The sequence below is a fragment of the Mycobacterium sp. NGS41 genome, assembly GCF_059812725.1.
The window spans coordinates 165,247-182,441 of record NZ_JCALDF010000007.1 but is presented as its reverse complement, the minus strand read 5'-3'; the positions used below and the strand labels follow the sequence as shown (position 1 = coordinate 182,441).

Below are 17,195 nucleotides of genomic sequence, written 5' to 3'. Positions count from 1 at the left end.
AGCCTCTCCGATTTTTCTTGTCGGACGTCGAACATAGTTTCTACCGTGTGGAAGGGAGCGAGGGTGGGATACAGAGCGGTGTCGCTGTTCTCTGGGTGCGGCGGGTTCTGCGAGGGTGTGAGACTAGCCGGCTTCGATGTGGAAGCCGCCGTTGAGCTTGACCGATTCGCTTGCGAGACCTACCGGCACAACTTTCCGGAGGTGCCCCTCATGGAAGGAGACATTCACGACTTCGTCAATCGTCGTTCCGACGTCTGGAAGTCAGAGAAGCGCCGCTTCGGCCATCTAGCTGACTCAGAGATTGATTTGGTATTCGGCGGACCCCCTTGTCAGGGCTACAGCCAGATCGGAACCCGAATCCTCGACGATCCTCGAAACGAGTTGTATGGGCAGTTCATCCGCGTGTTGACCACGCTACGGCCGCGCTTGTTTCTGATGGAGAACGTTCCGAACATGCTGCTGTTGGCGAAGGGTCGCTTCAAGCGTGAGGTACTGGAGGCGTTCGCAGACAACGGGTATACGAACTCAGGCGTCGTCGTCGTTCCGGCAACGGCTGTAGGGGTGCCTCAGCTTCGCAAGCGTGCGATTTTCTTCGGTGTGCGGAACGACCTCAACCTCGGGGAAACCGCCGAATCCTTCCTTTCCTCTGGGCTAGACGAGGAGAAACAGCCCGAGCAATGGGTGAGACATGCGATCAGCGACATCCCGGAGCGAACGGCAATCCATTACGAGGATCTGAAGTATCCACGAGCGCGCTCGGGTAACGACATCCTTGACGAGTTGCGCCTCGATCGGGACGGCCGCTGGTACTCGTCGGCGTACAAGCTTCGCCAGGCCGGTGGGAAGATGCGGCTGTTTAACCACCACACCAAGGAGATGCAAGAGCGTCGGCGGCACCTGATCTCGTTTCTGGAGCCTGGCGCGAAGGCAGACACGTTGCCGCCGGAGATCTGGAACGGCGCTCGCCCGGAAAAGTGGCGGCGCCTCCATCCCGACAAGCCGGCCTACACGATCCTGGCGCAGATGCATCGCGACATGTCCGAGTGGGTTCACCCCAAGTACGAGCGATGGATCACTGTGCGTGAGGCCGCTCGACTGCAGTCGTTCCACGACGGCTTCATCTTCCAGTCGAGTGAGTGGCAGATGCTCAAGCAGATTGGTAACGCGGTGCCGCCGCTACTGGGTCGTGCTGTCGCGTCGGTGGCCGAGACCGCGCTCCTGAGACTTGACGGCCTGCCACAAACAACGCGCTAATCGCGAAGCGTAAGTTGAATCAGTAGGATCAATTCCAGTTTCCACCGAATTGCTACCGCCGAGAATTGTCGATAGTTGTACGAACACAGCAAGGGGCTTGCCCTCGAGCCGGCCTCGGTGTACCGTCGGAACTAGTCCGGTCGATGGGCCGGACTTAGAGTTGTGCCCTGAGTCAGGGAGGCCTCTAGGAGGCTCTGAGGGCCACGGAGAGCGACGAACACCCCTTGTCCGCATAAGCGGTACCGGAGAGCCTGGTCCAGGCCGGCAGAGGCGAGCTGAGAGCCAAGTTGTCTCCGAATCGAGCATAAATGCTGGTGAGGGCCGGTTTTGGGCCGTTCCTCGCGCGCGCCCCTGCACGCGAGACATGGAATCTTTTGATCCCCCAACGCAGTTGGGGGTGATTAATAACTAACCAACCCCGAAGGGGTTGGAGTAAATAATTAATTTAATAATAACCAAACCCCCTGAGGGGTTTGGAGTTAATTAATTCTCAAATAACCAAACCCCCTGAGGGGTTTGGAGTTAATTAATTCTCAAGGGGCTCCTGAAGAGCCCCGTTAGAGTTATTCCACGGAGGCTCTGCAGAGCCTCCTCTAGATTAATCCGAGGGAGCCAAAGAATGGCTCCCGAGGTAGGGTCTTTACCATTGTTTGAGGGAGCCTAGAATGGCTCCAGCTGGTGATAAAGGAATGGCTAATTTGAACCTCCCGGAGTCGAATACAGTTCGGTGCATTCGCCTCCTCCCGGTGCAACCTGTTGTGTCAGGCATCCGCCTCCACAGCGACGGCCACACCCCTTACCCCCTGAGACCGGGGGGAGGGGGTGGGGCATGGCCTTACCGCTGAACGGCGGATGCCAGCCACGGCCCCGAAGGTACAACGGTTGGTACAAACGACACCCGATGTACTGCAGCGTTACCAAACGCTGTGAGTTCCGACACACAGCAACACCACACACCACCGAAGGAAAACAGCCAACACATGAACCTTGATTACGAAGACTGGAGCCACGGCGGCGGGCACATGCACTTTGTGCCCCGTGGCTTGATGCCGTTCTCGATGTACAAGTTGACCCCAGAGTTCCGGCAGAAGCAGATGCACAAGCCGCAGCACGACACCAGGAACCCCAGCGGGACCACGGTGAAGCGCTGGGAGGTGCAGGGAGGCACCTGTGTAGAGATGCGAGGAACCCGGTCTTGGTTCGGCCAGTGTGATTGTGGCTGTTGGATCTACTCCGAGCGCGACGTGTCCACCCCTGAGTTCCGAGGCAAAGGGAACCGTGGCCCCAGGGGCCGGTGGCCCAAGTACTGCGCCGCGTGTCGTGAGCGTCGTCGCGAGGAATCGCTACAGCGTCGATCCTCCGCGAAGCGGAAAGCTGACCGCGAGCGCATCGCCGACAAGCGCATTATGGAACTCGACGAGCGGGATCAACCGAAGTACGTCGAGGGTCACTGGTTCCGCGACGAGCGCGGTGAAGAGCAGTGGTCCGAGGGGTACTGGGTCTGACCCGGTGACCAGCGATTAGTCGCACATCAAATAACTCTAGATAGTAGAAGGGGCAAGAGAAGGCCCCAGTGATCTTGCGTGCTTGAGAGCGCACCCGTCCCCGGTGCGCCTCGTACGCAGCGGGTGACTGTAGGCACCCGATGGCGGTCGGTCCACGGCTCTCACCTCCCGACCGCCCGACTTCCCGCTGGACCTGCTCCAGCGGTGTAAGCCGCTGTTTCATCAGCGGATAAGGCACGCCTAGCCCGCGTGCCGTCTCCTTTGGTAGAGATCCCCTGACCTGTCTCGTCGGACAGCAGGTCGGGGGGTTTCTCCTTTTTTTGACTCCAATCGGATCAACAGATCCACCACCCCGTCAGCGGCGGGGTGCCCGTCAGCGGTCGTCAGCGGCGACCAGGAACAGGAACACACCAATGCGACACGGCAACGCTTGTACCAAACACCCGCGTGACAACGTGCGGCCCGATGGCCGCTGCCGGTACTGCCGCACCGAAGCGCAGAAGCGGTACATGCGGTCGTGTGTCGAAGCACGACGTCAGCTCGCAGCCGTCCAGGCTGCCCTAGCCGTTTGAGCGGCCCGACAACTGAACAAGCAACCGGGAGCCCTGGCCTGACAGCCGGGGCTCTCGGCGTATCTGGGCTCGGCAACCGCTGAGCCTTGACAACCACCAAAGGAGAGCGAGATGCAAGACCAACTGGAGCGAGCCGTCCTCGACGCCGCCGAGTTCGGTGCGCCGGCCAAGACCTTCCAGGTCGGCCCGGACGCAGTTGTGGACTTCGGCAACGGAGCCAACCCGTTCGAGCACATGACCGTCACTCACTGGAGCGTCGACTGATGCCGTTCGAAGAGTGGTTTGAGAAGTACGGCAAGCCGTACGAGGCTGCCGTGGTCGCCAACGGCGGCACACCGTGGCCGCTGGACCCGGTCAAGCGAGCTGGTGTCGCAGAACGGCTGGGGCTGCCCGAGGACACAGACCCTATGGACCTGCGCCGCGCTTTGTGGGAGCGCAGCAAGAGGAGCAACCCAGCATGACCGAGACAACTGTCCCAGGCTCTGAGAGCCCCCTAGAGGGATCAGAACCGACCCCCGAGAGTGGCGGCAGTACCGGAGAGCCGCAGAAGGGCAACAAAGAGGCCCGCTACCGCGTGGAGCGGAACGAGGCCCGAGCTGAGCGTGACGCCCTCGCCCAGCGGATCGAGCGGATGCAGCGGGCCGAGGTCGAACGGCTGGCAGCCGATGGGTTGAGCCATCCGGCCGATCTGTTCAGCCTGAGCGGCAACGAGCTGGCCGACTACCTCACCGACGACGGGGACGTGGACGCCGAGAAGGTGGCCGCTGATGTCGCCGCGATCCTGGCCGAGCGACCCGGTCTGAAGAAGGGGCTGCCCGTCGCCGGTTACGACCCGACGCAGGGCTACGGCGGCAGGCCGCAACCCAAGCGTGAGCCGACGCTCGCTGACCTGCTGAAGAGCAGCACCCGACAGCCCTACTGATCTTGAGCACAGCCGTCTGTGGCGGCAGCTCACAAAGCCTCTGTGAGGCATCCGCGGGTCCGATCTGTGATCGGGCCTTTTCCATTGCTACACAACATGTTTCAAGGAGAAACAGATGACCATGCTGCACAGCAACACCGCTGACGCATTCACCCCCGAGGACTACGGCAAGGCCGTGGACCTGGCCGTCAAGGCGACCTCGGTCGCGGCCCGCACCGCGACGGTCGTCGGCACCGACAAGGTCAAGATCAACTTCCCGATCTGGACCGCCGATCCGACTGTCGGTTGGTACAACGAGAACGACACGATCGCCGAGACCGACGGCGCGACCGACGAGGTCGAGGTCACCCCGACCAAGACGGCCGGTCTTACCCCGATCTCGAACGAGCTGGCCGAGGACTCCACCCCGGCCGCTGTGGACCTGATCGCTGCGGGTCTGTCGAACCAGATCACCCGCGCCATCGACGGCGCGTACCTGGCCAACACCACGGCCAAGGGTCCGAACGGTCTGCTGTCGATCAGCTACTCGACGGTCGACACCGGGGCCTCCCTGGCCGACCTCGATCCGTTCATCTCGGCCCGGTTCGCAGCCAAGGCCAACGGGTCGGACCTGACCTCTTGGATCATGTCCCCAGAGCAGGCTGAGGAGCTGAGCAAGATCAAGAAGCTAACCGGCTCCACCGAGAACCTCATCGAGTTCGTCGAGGACGGGCTGAAGGTCGTCGGTCTGCCGGTGGTCGTCTCCGACCAGGTCGACGCCGCTACCAAGTTCTGGGGCATCCCCCAGGCGCACGTCGTCCTGGTGATGCGTAAGGGCACCCGCGTGGAGAAGTTCCCGAACGTCCAGAAGGACGGCATCTGGGTACGCGCCGTGTCGCGTCTGGGCATCGGCTTCCTGAACGAGCCCGGTGTTGTTCGCGGGTACGACGTGGCCTGATCAATTGATACCGAGTCGGGGACGGAACTCCGCCGTCCCCGGCAACGGTGCTGTTTCTGGATAGGCTCGGCTGATGCGCCGCAAGGAGATCCGAGTCGCGGTAGGCCAGCCGGGTGACGAGATGTCGCCCGTGTTCAAGATCTTCAACAACCGAAACGACGTGTACATCACCGAGCGAAACACGGGCCATGCGTTCAAGGTGAGCCTCCACGAATCCGGAGTGTCAGTCATCGCGGCTACCTCTCAATCAGGCATCGAAGTAAAGGACGGGAACCGCCGGCTGGAGTCCTGGAAGAGGCCAGAACCGGTAGACGGGCTTGCGTGGGTGTTCGCCATCGGCGTTCCCCGCATACCCGAGGCTGACCACGTCGCGATTGACGAGGTCCGAACCACCAAACCGATTGAATGGATACCCGCTGCCGAGCCGGGGCATCGGGTGAAGATCAGTCTGGGGTTCGTAGAGCCCGGACACGCGCTGAGCGAGTACGGCCTAGCCGATGGCCACCCACACCTCGAGCTGAAGAACAAAACGAAGGTCGTTCTGGTCGCTGAGTACGAGGTTCTCGATGCAACCGATCTCGAGAACATCCGGTACTACCAGTCTCTGATAGAACCTTGGTACGCGGCCAACGACAATGACTTGTACGGCTTCCTAACGTCGCTGATGACCGGGGGCGAAGCGCCCTGCGTCTACGTGGTCAAGTACGGCAGAACACCCTCCTAGACCCCCAGGGGGTTGCCCCCTCCCCCCTGGGTCCCTGACCGGTCGGTACTGCGTCCGCCCAATCCTGTGGCACTTAAACCCCTGTTTTTCGAGAGTCAGTAAGAAGAGAGAAGACATGCGCGTACCTGCGGATTTGCAGAAACCCGGCCGGAAATTGTGGCGTGAAATCACGTCAGAATTCGACATCGAACGCGACCCAGACCGGCGTGAACTGCTGTTCCAAGCGTGCAAAACCGCCGATCAGATCGCAGAACTTGACGAGGCAGCCGCCGAGGCCCCGCTGACCGTCAGAGGCAGCATGGGCCAGCCGGTGATCTCCCCGTTCATCGCTGAGGCACGCGTCCAGCGCGGGCTCCTAGCCCAACTGCTGGCCCGGATGAACTTCGCAGAGTCGGGGGACGACGACTGATGTCCAAAGCAGGACGAAAGACGAAGCGGCTGAAGCGTCAGCCGGCTACTGCGACTCAGACGCTGACCGTGGTCGATCTCATCTACCGACGCCTAACTGGCGACGAGACCGGCCTGGCACCTATCGGAAGAGGTAACCGTGACTTATGCATCCGCCGCTGACGTAGCGGCACTAGTGGCGCGTCAACTAACCGCCGAAGAGACGGCACTTGTCGAGCGCCGGTTGGCTCAGGTCGAACGAATGATCATGCGTCGTATCCCGGACCTAGCCGAGCAGATCGACGCTGGAGACCTGGACCTGGCCGACGTGATCGACATCGAGGCCGAGGCCGTGCTGAGGCTCCTCCGCAACCCCGAGGGCTACGCCTCGGAATCAGATGGGACATACAGCTACCAGTTCAACCGCGAGACGGCTTCGGGGCGGCTGGAGATCCTCCCGGAGGAGTGGGAACGCCTCGGGATCAAGCCGAGTCGGATGTTCTCTATCGCGCCGAGCCTCGGAGGTGCGGCGCTATGAGCTTGCTACACAGAGGAACTGAGACCGTCACGGTCTACCCCGAGGAAGTCATCACCGACTCAGACGGCAACACGATCACTAAACCCGGCTCGACAGGAGTTCTGACCCGTGCGGTCGTCCAGCCGCTGTCGTCCACTGAGGACGCGGACGGCACCAGGTCGAAGTACCGCCTACGGCTCGTCGGATACACAGGTCTCCTCGGCGCACAGAGCGCCGTGGAATGGAACGGCAAGCGGTACGCAATCGAGGGGGATCCCAAGGTCTACAACGGATCTCGCCGCACGGCTCACGTCGACTACGTCATGGTAAGGAAGTAGGCGCGGGCTACTTGCCGATGGGGCGCATCATCGCCTCGACCGAATCGCGCTCGACGCGAATCAGCCGGGGACCGAGCCGAACGGCCTTGAGTCGACCCTCGGCGATGTAGCGGCGCACTGTCTTCGTGCAGATTCCGAGGTACTCAGCGGTGTCGGCGATGGATGCCATCCGAGATTTTTCAGCCATGGCTCTCAGCGTAGGGACGGCGGGGCTGCTCAGAGCCCCTCGACACGCAGCTAATGGCCGTCACCACTTGCCATCCACCCGGTGTAAAACTAGACAATCGAGTATTCGACCGTGGACATGCCCGACTCGTCGGTCGCGAGCAGCGTCATGCGCGCCACGAATACCCGAAACATGTTGTTCACCAATGCATCCCCTTTTCCCTGCGCTCTTCACAGCAGTCCCGATTGAAGAAGATCACTCGCCAGCCCGGCGACCACTGGAACGATGCCCAGGCATACGAACGCCGGCAAAAAGCACAGACCGAGTGGTCCGGCGATCAATACCCCCGCCCGCTCAGCGGCCGCGGCGGCCGCGTGTGCGGCGTCGTGACGACATTGGTCGGCCAGTTCCGCGATGCCCACGGCCAGCGCCGATCCCGATGACGCCGACCGCCTCGCCAACCGCAGCAGCGCATCGGTCTGCGGGTCGACCGGATCCGCCGGCCGATCCTGCGACGATGACCATGCCACGGCTGGGTCGGCGCCCAGCGCCAGCAGATCGGAAGCCCGGCGCAGCATCGTGGCCAGCTTGGGTGGCGCGGACGGCGCCGTCGCGGCCGCGGCCGCGGACACCGCCATGCCGGCCGCCAGGCAGACGGCGAGCACGTCGAGGCTGGATGCGACCGCCAACGGGTCCGCACCGCGTGCCACCCGGTGCAGCAGGCTCCGCCGAGGAACTCCCCGCCCCGGCATCCTGGCGCGCGCCCGCACCGTCGACGGACCGGCGGCCGTCCACAATGCCACGGCCAGCAACACCGCCGCGGTACTCATGCCCCGGCTCGCTCGGTAACCCGGTCCGCCCACAGCAGTCCCAGGCAAGCCAGCGTCGACCCCACCACCAGCAGCCACCCACCCCCGCCACCACTCAACAAGAAACTCAGCGGCCGGGCGCCGATCAGCTGACCCAACAGCACCCCGAGCAGCGGCAGGCCCGCCAGGATGGCAGCTGTGGCGCGGGCGCCGGCCATCCCCGCCGCCACCCGCGCCGCGAATCGTTGCCGCTCGCCGATGTCTCGTTGCGCGGCGCGCATCAGGGTCGCGATGGCCAACCCATGGTCGCTGGCCAACTGCCAGCACACCGCGAGTCGTTCCCACTGCGTGGGCAGCGCCGAGCAGCCGGCCGCGCTGCGCAGACCCGCCGCCACGTCGGCGCCCAATCTGGCGCGTGCCGCGACCGCGCGCAACGAGGCGGCAACCGCGCCGTAGGTTTCGTCTGCTGCGACGTCGAACGCGCGTACTGGATGCGAGCCCACCCGCAATTCGCCGACGACCACATCCAGCGCCGTTTCCAGGGTTCGGCCCTCGTCGGTCGCCCGGCGTCCCCGGCGGGTGCGACGGCGGCGCACCGCGGCGGTCGCACCCAGCACCGCGCCGGCGAGGACGGTCGTCCACGGCAGCAACACGGCGGCGGCAACCGCGGAACACGCAACGGCGATGCTGCCCACCCAGCGTGCGCCGGCCAACCGCATGTGCCGACGGTCTGGGCGACCGAAGGACGCCGATGAGCTCAGTCGGCGCCGCGGCGACGACGAGAGGACCACGATCGCGAGCGACAACAACAGTGCCGCAGTCAGCTGAGGGTTCATGCCGACATTCGGCTTCCCAGCAAGTGATGCAGATCGGCCGCATCGTCGGTCAGTCCCCGATCGGCGTGCCACACGGTGACCGCACGGACCCGGCCGTCTGTCGGGCGCAGCAACGCGATCTCGGCGAGCCGACGCCGACCGGCCCGGTTCCGGGCGACGTGCAGCAGCACCTGGACGGCTGCGGCGAGCTGGCTGTGCAGCGCGGCGCGGTCCAGCCCGCCGAGCGCGCCCAGCGCCTCCAGCCGCGCGGGAACCTCGCCCGGGTTGTTGGCGTGCACGGTGCCGGCGCCGCCGTCGTGACCGGTGTTGAGGGCCGTCAGCAGATCTACCACCTCGGCGCCCCTGACCTCGCCGACCACGATGCGGTCAGGCCGCATCCGCAGTGCCTGTCGGACCAGTTGGCGTACCGGCACCTCGCCGACGCCTTCCACATTGGCGCACCGCGCGACCAGTTTGACCAAGTGCGGATGCCGGGGTGCGAGCTCCGCGGCATCCTCGACGCAGACGATCCGCTCGGTGGGCGCTACCGCGCCCAGCATGGCGGCTAACAGGGTTGTCTTTCCGGCTCCGGTACCACCGCACACCAGAAACGCGAGCCGGGCGGCGATGATGTCGCTAACCAGCGCGGCGGCCTGCGGCTCGATCGCGCCGGCCGCGATCAGCGCGGCCAGATCCTGTGTGGCCGGCCGCAACACCCGCAACGACAGACAGGTGCCCGCGGCCGCGACCGGCGGCAACACCGCGTGCAGTCGCACCGCGAATTCACCGCCGCCGATCCCGGACAGCTGGCCGTCCACCCAGGGCTGTGCGTCGTCGAGGCGGCGACCGGCGGCCAATGCCAGCCGCTGCGCCAATCGCCGCACCGCCGCCTCGTCAGCGAACCGAATCTGGCTGCGTCGCAAACCGTTTCCGTCGTCGACCCAAACTTCATCCGGCGCGGTGACCAGGACGTCGGTGGTGCCCTCGGCGCGCAGCAACGGCTCCAAGATCCCGGCGCCGGTCAGTTCGGTTTGCAGCACCCGAAGATTGGCGAGCACCTCGGTATCGCCGAGCACTCCACCGGATTCGGCCCGGATCGCGGCGGCCACCACCGCGGGCCCGAGACGAGAACCCGGCGCGGCCGGCTCCGCGGCCAGCCGCTCCCGCACCCGTTCGATCAGCGACCCGCTCACGCCGCCCTGCCGTTCTGCATTGCGCCGGGACGTGCGGGCAGCACAGCGAGCACCCGACGAGCGGCCGCCGCCAGCGCGGAGCCGCGCCGCAATCGCAGGCCACCGTGTTCGAGCTGCTCGGCGAGCCGCGGCTGGGCTCGCATCGACGCCAGCAGCGGCAGGCCCGCGATGTCTGCCACCTCGCCTGCGCGCAATCCGCCCGGCGACGGGCCCCGGACGACCAGGCCGAGGTTGGGATTGATCGCAGCCAGCACCGGAGCGACCGTCGCGGTGGCCGCGCACGAACGCACATCGCACGGACTGATCAGGACGACCAGATCGGCGGTGTCGAGCGCGGTCTGGGTGGCATCAGTCAGCCGACGGGGAAGATCGCACACCACGGTGACGCCGCCGCGACGGCCAGCATCGACGACGGCCTCCACCGGGCCCGCATCCACCTCGTAACCGGATCTGGTGCCGGACAGCAGGGTGATCCCCCGATGCCGCGGCAGCGCCTCACGCACCGCCGGCCAAGTCAGCCGTCCGCCCTGTAGCGACAGGTCGGGCCAACGCACACCGGGTGCGCTTTCCCCGCCCACCAACAGGTCGATCCCGCCGCCCCACGGGTCCAGGTCCACCAGGAGCGCATCGGTGGCCGCCAAGGCCAATGCGACAGCGAACAACGACGTCCCGGCCCCGCCGCGCCCCCCGATCACCGCGACGACCTCACCGCGGGGCGCGTCGTCACGCGCCGATTCGGCGGCCTCGGCCAATTCACGGACCAGTTCGGCCTCTTGCTCGGGCAGCTTCAGCACGTGCCGGGCTCCGATGGTGATGGCCGACTCCCACGTCGCGGTCGTGGGTTCGGCGGCGGTCAGCACGTTGACGTGGACGCGCCTGGGCAGCGCCACCCGCCCGCAACGATCGGCCGCAGCCTGGTCGAGTATTACGGCCGCGGCCGCCGACCAGGTTCTCCTGCTCAGCGCAGCCCCCGCGCTGAGATGCACCACCCGAACACCGACGGCAGCCGCCACCCGGTCCAGATCGTCGCGCAACTCAGAGTCGGTCAGCACCGCCAACACACCCGCAGAACCTGTCCCTGCCGTCTTCGCGGTGCCGCTCATTCACCCAGCGTGGACGCAGCCACAGATGGGACGCCAGGCTCAAATAGCGAATTGTGGATAGAGACGCAAGTGTGCACAAACTGACTGGCACGGCACTTCGGCCGCGCGCAACAGCACAATCTCCGCAACGGGAAAACAGCTGCGCTAAGCGCCCTGCTTATGACGAATATTTACCCGAGAAAAGGGACGACCCCCGCCAGGGGGGGAGGAGGCGAGGGTCGTCGTGTATCAGCCCCGGGGGGTCGGGCTGATACACCCTCGGCGTAGGCCGAGTACTGCTTACTATACACATGACAGTGCGGGCTAACGCAAGTGGGCGTTCCATCAAAAAGACACCTTGAGCCGCAAAAACACTACCTGCCCCGGGTATCACGCCCGACTTCAGCGACCGTTTTTGGCGCAACATCGCGGCCTCGTCAAGCCTGCAACCTATGCTGAGTGAGTGACTGCCTCCGACTCGGCCGCGCAGCAGCAAATCTCACCGGAAGCAGGGCCATCCGCCGGTTCCGGCGCCCGCACGGCGGCTTTTTTCGACCTCGACAAGACCATCATCGCGAAGTCCAGCACACTGGCGTTCAGCAAACCATTTTTCGCTCAGGGACTGCTCAGTCGCCGCGCCGTGCTCAAATCCAGCTATGCGCAATTCATTTTCCTGCTCTCCGGGGCGGATCACGACCAGATGGACCGGATCCGCGCTCACATGACCAACATGTGCGCCGGCTGGGACGTCGCGCAGGTTAAGTCAATCGTCAGCGAAACACTGCACGACATCGTGACTCCGCTGGTGTTCGCAGAAGCAGCGGACCTGATTGCCGCGCACAAGCTCTGTGGCCGTGACGTGGTCGTGGTCTCGGCATCGGGCGAGGAGATGGTGGCCCCGATCGCCCGCGAGTTGGGCGCCACCCACGCGATGGCGACCCGCATGGTCGTCGAGGACGGCAAGTACACCGGCGAGATCGCGTTCTACTGTTACGGCGAAGGCAAGGTGCAAGCGATCCGCGAGCTGGCCGCGCGTGAGGGCTATCCCTTGGAACACTGCTACGCCTACTCGGACTCGATCACCGACCTGCCGATGCTCGAGGCCGTCGGCCACCCGAGTGTGGTCAACCCGGACCGCGCGTTGCGCAGGGAAGCCATCGAGCGCGGCTGGCCGATGTTGTCGTTCAACCGGCCGGTGTCGCTGCGCGATCGCATCCCGGCGCCGTCGCGTGCCGCGATCGCAACAACCGCCGCGGTGGGTATCAGTGCGCTGGCCGCCGGCGCGGTCACCTACGCGCTGTTGCGCCGCTTCGCTTTCTAGCTCTCGGATCTTCGGCGCCAGCAAACTCACCAGCGCGTAAATCCCGTGCCCTTCGCAATATTCGCAGAATTGGGCCTTGCTGTGCTAAGGGTCTAGGAGTACAAAGGAAACACGGAAGCCCGGTGAGGCCTAGGTCGATCCGGAAGAGAAGGTTCGATCTCCCGATCTGGGCACCTAGCACGGTTCCCGGCACCCACGCTGAGTCATAGCCGCGATAATGGCAGAAGTGTTGCGGGCCTGCGTAATTGCGAAGAGTGGAAGGTATCGACGGCCCTTTGGGTGGGGTTGCAACCGGAAGCGTCGCAAGATCGCCGAGGCCATCCCACGCAGCCCATAGGATGTACGCCTGGTAACCGAGTTCCGTGCTAGCGGGCGGCGGACCGAATACTTCGGACCGCCGCCCGCTTCGCATTTCTCAAAACGTATCGTCACCGATCTTCGGAGCCGGTTGGCTACTGTTTCGGATTTCTCGGCAACGACTCGGCAATCGACAGCGCCTCCTGCGCTCCCGCCTGTAGCGCGCGGCAACACAGCACCAGCCACGCCTCCACGCCCTTCGGTGTCCCTTCGGCGAATCCGCGCGCGGCGTCGCGATAGTCCGCGGATTGCCGCATCCACCGCACCTCCGGTACGCCCAGTCCGTGCGGGTCCAATCCGGATGCGATGGTGACCAGCCGGGATACGGCTCGGGCCACCACACCGTCCGCACTGCCGAACGGTTCGAGGGTCAGCAACTCTCCGTGCACGACCGCCGCAATCACCGGCGCCGACGCCCGGGTGTCACCGGTCACCAGCTCGGCGAGCAACTCCAGACGCGGCCCAACCTCGGGCTCGGCGCGAGGACGTCCGAGACGATCCGCATCGACCTGGTCTGCGGCGGCCAGCATGTGTAGGCGCGCCAGTGCTTGCAACGGCGCCCGGCGCCACACCCCGACCAAGGCGCCGCCGCCGCCTTCCAGCGCCTGGGCGACCCGCAGCGCTCCACCGAAGACCGGATCGCTGACGCCCGAGTCCCGTCCAGCCGACTCCGCCAGGTCTTCCAGGCGCACGGGACCGCCGTCGAGCACCGAGGAGGCGCGCGCCGCCCGCAACGCCGACTCGGCGGCGGTCACCGGCCAGCCGCGCAGATTCGCACGGTGGCGGTGCGCCCGGCCCAGCGCCTCGCGGGCCCGGTCACTGGCCTCGGCGACGCCGGGCAACTCCATCAGGGGGGCCAATGGGTCAACCGTCACGAGTTGCCAACCCTAGCGTTGACGTGCCGATGCGCCGGGAATGGCCTGCAGCAGAGCACGGGTGTAGTCATGGCCGGGCCGGCTGAACAGCTCCTCGGTGGGGGCATGCTCAACGACCCGGCCGGCGCGCATGACCAGCACGTCGTCGGCAATCTGCCGGATCACCGCCAGATCATGGCTGATGAACAGGTAGGTCAGGCCCAGTTGTGCCTGCAGGCCGGCCAGCAGGTCAAGGATCTGCGCCTGCACCAAAACGTCGAGGGCCGACACCGCTTCGTCGCACACCAGCACCTCTGGCCGCAGCGCAAGTGCCCGGGCGATCGCCACCCGTTGCCGCTGACCACCCGAGAGCTCGCGGGGCAGCCGGCCTAACACCGACGACGGCAGCGCCACCTGGTCGACCAGCTCCCGCACCGCGCGCTCACGCTGCTTGCGGTCGCCGACCCGATGAATCCGTAGCGGTTCCTCGACGGCTCGATGCACCGTGTATCTGGGATCCAGACTGCTGTAAGGGTTCTGGAACACCGGCTGTATGCGCCGGCGGAAGGCGAGCGCTGTGGTGCGGTCCAGCTTCTCCGCAAGCTGGGTGCCATCGAAAACCACGGTGCCCGAGCTGGGTCGCAGCAGACCAAGGACCATCCGCGCCAGCGTCGACTTCCCCGATCCCGATTCCCCGACGATCGCCAAGGTGCTCGCCCGTCGCAGCCGAAACGACACGGAGTCGACGGCGCGGAACTCCGCCCGCCGCCAAGGCGCGCCGCGCGATTCCCGGTAAACCTTGGTCAGCTCTGAGGCGACGAGAATGTCGTCGGGCTCGGCTTTGGCGGCTTCCCGTCGGCGGGTCTTGACTGTCAGCGACGGGGCCGCGGCCACCAGCCGTCGGGTGTACTCATGCTGGGGATTGTGCAGGATCTGCCGCGCCGCACCGGATTCCACCACCACGCCGCGATGAACGACGACCACGGACTCGGCCCGTTCGGCGGCCAGCGCCAGATCGTGGGTGATCAGCAGCAACGCGGTGCCGAGCTCGTCGGTGAGGTGTTGCAGATGGTCGAGGACCTGGCGCTGCACGGTGACGTCCAGCGCGGACGTCGGCTCGTCGGCGATCAGCAGCCGGGGCCGGCCCGCCAGCCCGATCGCGATCAGCGCGCGCTGACACATACCGCCAGACAGTTGATGCGGGTAGCGGCTTGCTTGTTTGGCCGGGTCCGGCATACCGGCCTGGGCGAGCAACTCCACCGCCCGTCGTCGCGAATCACCTCCATCGGTGTTGGCCCGCAAGGCTTCCCGGATTTGGAAGCCTACCTTCCAGACCGGATTGAGGTTGGTCATCGGGTCTTGAGGTACGTAGCCGATCTTCCGGCCGCGGATGGACCGCAGCAGCCGGGGGTCCGCGGAGGTGATGTCGCGTCCGTCGAAAACGATGCGGCCGCCGGTGACCCGTCCCCCAGGCGCCAGTAGTCCCAAGATCGCCGCGGCCGCTGTGGTTTTCCCCGATCCGGATTCGCCGACGACCGCGACGGTCTGCCCGCGCAGTACGGTCAGATCCAGTCCGCACACCGCGGGAGCGTGGGAGCCGAACGTGACCTCGAGGCCCTCGACCGACAACAGCGGGGATTCGGGGCTCATGCCCGCCACGCCCGTGACGCCGGATCCAGCGCGTCGCGCAGGACGTCGCCCATCATCATGAAGGCCAGCACCGTAATCGCCAGTGCCCCTGCGGGATAGAACAGTATCGGTGAGCCGGCTCGCAGCCGGGTCTGCCCGATGTTGATATCCCCGCCCCACGACACCACCGATGCCGGCAGGCCCACCCCGAGGTAGGACAACGTCGCCTCGGTGACGACGAAGGCACCCAGAGCAATGGTGGCCACCGCGATCACCGGACCGATGGCGTTGGGCAGCGCATGCCGCAGCAGGATTTGAAACCTGCTCAATCCCAGGGCTTTAGCCGCCAGCACGTAATCGCTGGCCCGCACTTCGAGGACCGCCCCGCGGGCGATCCTGGCCACCTGCGGCCAGCCGAACAAGGCCAGGATGGCGATCACCGTCCACACCGTGCGGTGGTGCATGACCTGCATGAGCACGATGGCGGCCAACAGCAGCGGTAGTCCGAAGAACACGTCGGTGACCCGGGAGACGACGGCATCGATCCACCCCCCGTAGAAACCGGCCAGCGCGCCCAGCGCCCCGCCGACGACGAACACGAGCAGGGTGGCGCCCAGCCCGACCGTGACCGATGCGCGCGCGCCGTAGACCGTGCGTGTGTAGATGTCGTGGCCCTGCAGGTCGGTGCCGAACCAGTGCGCCGCCGACGGCGGCTGCAGGCTCTGGCCGGGATCGGCATACGTCGGGTCGGCTGCGGTGAACAACGCCGGAAACCCGGCAACGGCAAGGACGAACAGGATGAGGGCGGCGGCGACCAGGAACTTCGGGCGCCGGTGCAGATTGCGCCAGGTGTCGCGCCAGAAGCCGTGCCGGCTTCCGATCTGTTCAGCCATACCGGATCCGCGGGTCGAGGGCCGCATACAACAGGTCCACCAGCAAGTTAGTGACCAGATAGATCAGTACCAGCACCGTCACTATCGACACGACTGTCGGCGCTTCTTGCCTGGTGACGGCCTGATACAACACCCCACCGACGCCGTGGATGTTGAAGATGCCTTCGGTCACGATCGCTCCCCCCATCAGCGCCCCCAGATCTGCGCCGAGGAAGGTCACCACAGGGATCAGCGAATTACGCAGAATGTGCACTGTCACCACCCGCGGCCGCGACAAGCCTTTGGCGGTGGCGGTGCGGACGTAGTCGGCGTGCGCATTAGCGGCTACCGCCGATCGGGTCAACCGCACCACGTAGGCGAACGACACCGAGCCAAGGACGATTCCGGGTAGCAAAAGGCGTGTGAAGCTTGCTCTTTCGCCGACAGTGACCGGCGCGATGCCCAGTCGTACTCCGAAGAGGAATTGCGCCAGAAAGCCGAGCACGAAGATGGGGATCGCGATGATGACGAGGCCGGTAACCAGCACCGTGGCGTCGAATATTCCGCCCTGCCGCAGGCCGGCGATCACACCGAACCCGATCCCCAGCACCGCCTCCACCGCCAGCGCGATCAGCGCCAGCCGGAAGGTGACCGGAAACGCATGCGCCAGAACGGAACTGACCGGTAAGCCGGAGTACGCCCGACCCAGGTCGCCATGCAGGATGCCGCCCAGGTAGCGCAGGTACTGCAGCAGAAACGGATCGTCGAGGTGATACCGCGCGCGCAGCTGTGCCGCAACAGCGGGCGTCAGCGGCCGGTCCCCGGCCATCGCCGCCAGTGGATCACCGGGCAAGAGAAAAACCATGGCGTAGATCAGCAACGTGGCGCCCAGAAAGACCGGCACCATGACGGCGATCCGGCGTGCGATGTACCAACCCATC

The 17,195-nt window shown here is 65.4% G+C and carries 20 protein-coding genes and 1 pseudogene; 11 read left to right on the top strand and 10 right to left on the bottom strand.

The window, feature by feature from the left end; all coding sequences use genetic code 11:
• The first annotated feature begins 63 nt into the window (after positions 1-63).
• The 10 genes from AC5Y21_RS09710 to AC5Y21_RS09665 all read left to right on the top strand — a co-directional run bounded on the left by AC5Y21_RS09710 (position 64) and on the right by AC5Y21_RS09665 (position 7,156).
• On the top strand, positions 64-1,254 hold the full coding sequence (locus AC5Y21_RS09710) for a DNA cytosine methyltransferase (RefSeq protein WP_499911722.1): 1,191 nt from the start codon (positions 64-66) through the stop codon (positions 1,252-1,254).
• 980 nt (positions 1,255-2,234) lie between these two features.
• On the top strand, positions 2,235-2,759 hold the full coding sequence (locus tag AC5Y21_RS09705; RefSeq protein WP_499911720.1) for a hypothetical protein: 525 nt from the start codon (positions 2,235-2,237) through the stop codon (positions 2,757-2,759).
• Positions 2,760-3,442: 683 nt separating this feature from the next.
• The gene (locus AC5Y21_RS09700; RefSeq protein WP_499911718.1) at positions 3,443-3,595 is read left to right on the top strand and encodes a hypothetical protein; all 153 of its coding nucleotides are present in this window, start codon (positions 3,443-3,445) and stop codon (positions 3,593-3,595) included.
• Positions 3,595-3,792, top strand: coding sequence for a hypothetical protein (locus tag AC5Y21_RS09695; protein WP_499911716.1), 198 nt, complete (start codon positions 3,595-3,597; stop codon positions 3,790-3,792). Before AC5Y21_RS09700 ends, AC5Y21_RS09695 begins: the two co-directional genes overlap by 1 nt.
• Positions 3,789-4,253 (top strand): hypothetical protein, encoded by a 465-nt coding sequence (locus AC5Y21_RS09690; RefSeq protein WP_499911714.1) that lies wholly within the window; start codon positions 3,789-3,791, stop codon positions 4,251-4,253. The genes AC5Y21_RS09695 and AC5Y21_RS09690 overlap by 4 nt, the downstream gene beginning before the upstream one ends.
• A 115-nt stretch (positions 4,254-4,368) precedes the next feature.
• Positions 4,369-5,190: a phage major capsid protein gene (locus AC5Y21_RS09685; RefSeq protein ID WP_499911712.1), complete on the top strand. Its 822-nt coding sequence runs from the start codon at positions 4,369-4,371 to the stop codon at positions 5,188-5,190.
• Positions 5,191-5,263: 73 nt separating this feature from the next.
• The gene (locus tag AC5Y21_RS09680; RefSeq protein WP_499911710.1) at positions 5,264-5,914 is read left to right on the top strand and encodes a hypothetical protein; all 651 of its coding nucleotides are present in this window, start codon (positions 5,264-5,266) and stop codon (positions 5,912-5,914) included.
• A gap of 115 nt (positions 5,915-6,029) precedes the next feature.
• Entirely contained in the window at positions 6,030-6,323 is a 294-nt protein-coding gene (locus tag AC5Y21_RS09675) for a hypothetical protein (protein ID WP_499911708.1), read from the top strand.
• Positions 6,324-6,461: 138 nt separating this feature from the next.
• Positions 6,462-6,839: a Gp19/Gp15/Gp42 family protein gene (locus tag AC5Y21_RS09670; RefSeq protein ID WP_499911706.1), complete on the top strand. Its 378-nt coding sequence runs from the start codon at positions 6,462-6,464 to the stop codon at positions 6,837-6,839.
• Entirely contained in the window at positions 6,836-7,156 is a 321-nt protein-coding gene (locus AC5Y21_RS09665) for a hypothetical protein (RefSeq protein ID WP_499911704.1), read from the top strand. Before AC5Y21_RS09670 ends, AC5Y21_RS09665 begins: the two co-directional genes overlap by 4 nt.
• Before the next feature lie 7 nt (positions 7,157-7,163).
• Here the strand turns inward: AC5Y21_RS09665 and AC5Y21_RS09660 are convergent, their stop codons facing one another.
• From AC5Y21_RS09660 to ssd, 6 genes and pseudogenes are all read right to left on the bottom strand, one after another.
• Positions 7,164-7,343 carry a helix-turn-helix domain-containing protein gene (locus tag AC5Y21_RS09660; protein WP_499911702.1) on the bottom strand — a complete coding sequence of 60 codons (180 nt, stop codon included), beginning with the start codon at positions 7,341-7,343 and terminating at the stop codon, positions 7,164-7,166.
• 95 nt (positions 7,344-7,438) lie between these two features.
• Positions 7,439-7,516: pseudogene (locus AC5Y21_RS09655) on the bottom strand (DUF4244 domain-containing protein); the annotation flags it as partial.
• A 36-nt stretch (positions 7,517-7,552) separates the two neighbouring features.
• Complete coding sequence (locus AC5Y21_RS09650; protein WP_499911700.1) at positions 7,553-8,152, bottom strand: type II secretion system F family protein; 600 nt, start codon at positions 8,150-8,152, stop codon at positions 7,553-7,555.
• Positions 8,149-8,967 (bottom strand): type II secretion system F family protein, encoded by an 819-nt coding sequence (locus AC5Y21_RS09645; RefSeq protein WP_499911698.1) that lies wholly within the window; start codon positions 8,965-8,967, stop codon positions 8,149-8,151. The genes AC5Y21_RS09650 and AC5Y21_RS09645 overlap by 4 nt, the downstream gene beginning before the upstream one ends.
• Complete coding sequence (locus AC5Y21_RS09640) at positions 8,964-10,139, bottom strand: TadA family conjugal transfer-associated ATPase (RefSeq protein WP_499911697.1); 1,176 nt, start codon at positions 10,137-10,139, stop codon at positions 8,964-8,966. The genes AC5Y21_RS09645 and AC5Y21_RS09640 overlap by 4 nt, the downstream gene beginning before the upstream one ends.
• Positions 10,136-11,191: a septum site-determining protein Ssd gene (ssd, locus tag AC5Y21_RS09635; protein WP_499911805.1), complete on the bottom strand. Its 1,056-nt coding sequence runs from the start codon at positions 11,189-11,191 to the stop codon at positions 10,136-10,138. The genes AC5Y21_RS09640 and ssd overlap by 4 nt, the downstream gene beginning before the upstream one ends.
• A gap of 493 nt (positions 11,192-11,684) precedes the next feature.
• Between ssd and AC5Y21_RS09630 the strand changes: the two genes are divergently transcribed.
• On the top strand, positions 11,685-12,542 hold the full coding sequence (locus tag AC5Y21_RS09630) for an HAD-IB family hydrolase (protein WP_499911696.1): 858 nt from the start codon (positions 11,685-11,687) through the stop codon (positions 12,540-12,542).
• Positions 12,543-12,994: 452 nt separating this feature from the next.
• Here the strand turns inward: AC5Y21_RS09630 and AC5Y21_RS09625 are convergent, their stop codons facing one another.
• From AC5Y21_RS09625 to AC5Y21_RS09610, 4 genes are read right to left on the bottom strand one after another with little or no spacing between them, the layout of a single operon-like run.
• Positions 12,995-13,774 carry a Fic family protein gene (locus AC5Y21_RS09625; RefSeq protein ID WP_499911695.1) on the bottom strand — a complete coding sequence of 260 codons (780 nt, stop codon included), beginning with the start codon at positions 13,772-13,774 and terminating at the stop codon, positions 12,995-12,997.
• Between the two features lie 12 nt (positions 13,775-13,786).
• Positions 13,787-15,403, bottom strand: a complete 1,617-nt coding sequence (locus tag AC5Y21_RS09620; protein ID WP_499911694.1) for a dipeptide ABC transporter ATP-binding protein — start codon at positions 15,401-15,403, stop codon at positions 13,787-13,789.
• Positions 15,400-16,275 (bottom strand): ABC transporter permease, encoded by an 876-nt coding sequence (locus tag AC5Y21_RS09615; RefSeq protein WP_499911693.1) that lies wholly within the window; start codon positions 16,273-16,275, stop codon positions 15,400-15,402. Before AC5Y21_RS09615 ends, AC5Y21_RS09620 begins: the two co-directional genes overlap by 4 nt.
• Positions 16,268-17,194, bottom strand: coding sequence for an ABC transporter permease (locus AC5Y21_RS09610; RefSeq protein ID WP_499911692.1), 927 nt, complete (start codon positions 17,192-17,194; stop codon positions 16,268-16,270). The genes AC5Y21_RS09615 and AC5Y21_RS09610 overlap by 8 nt, the downstream gene beginning before the upstream one ends.
• Between the last annotated feature and the right edge of the window lies 1 nt (position 17,195).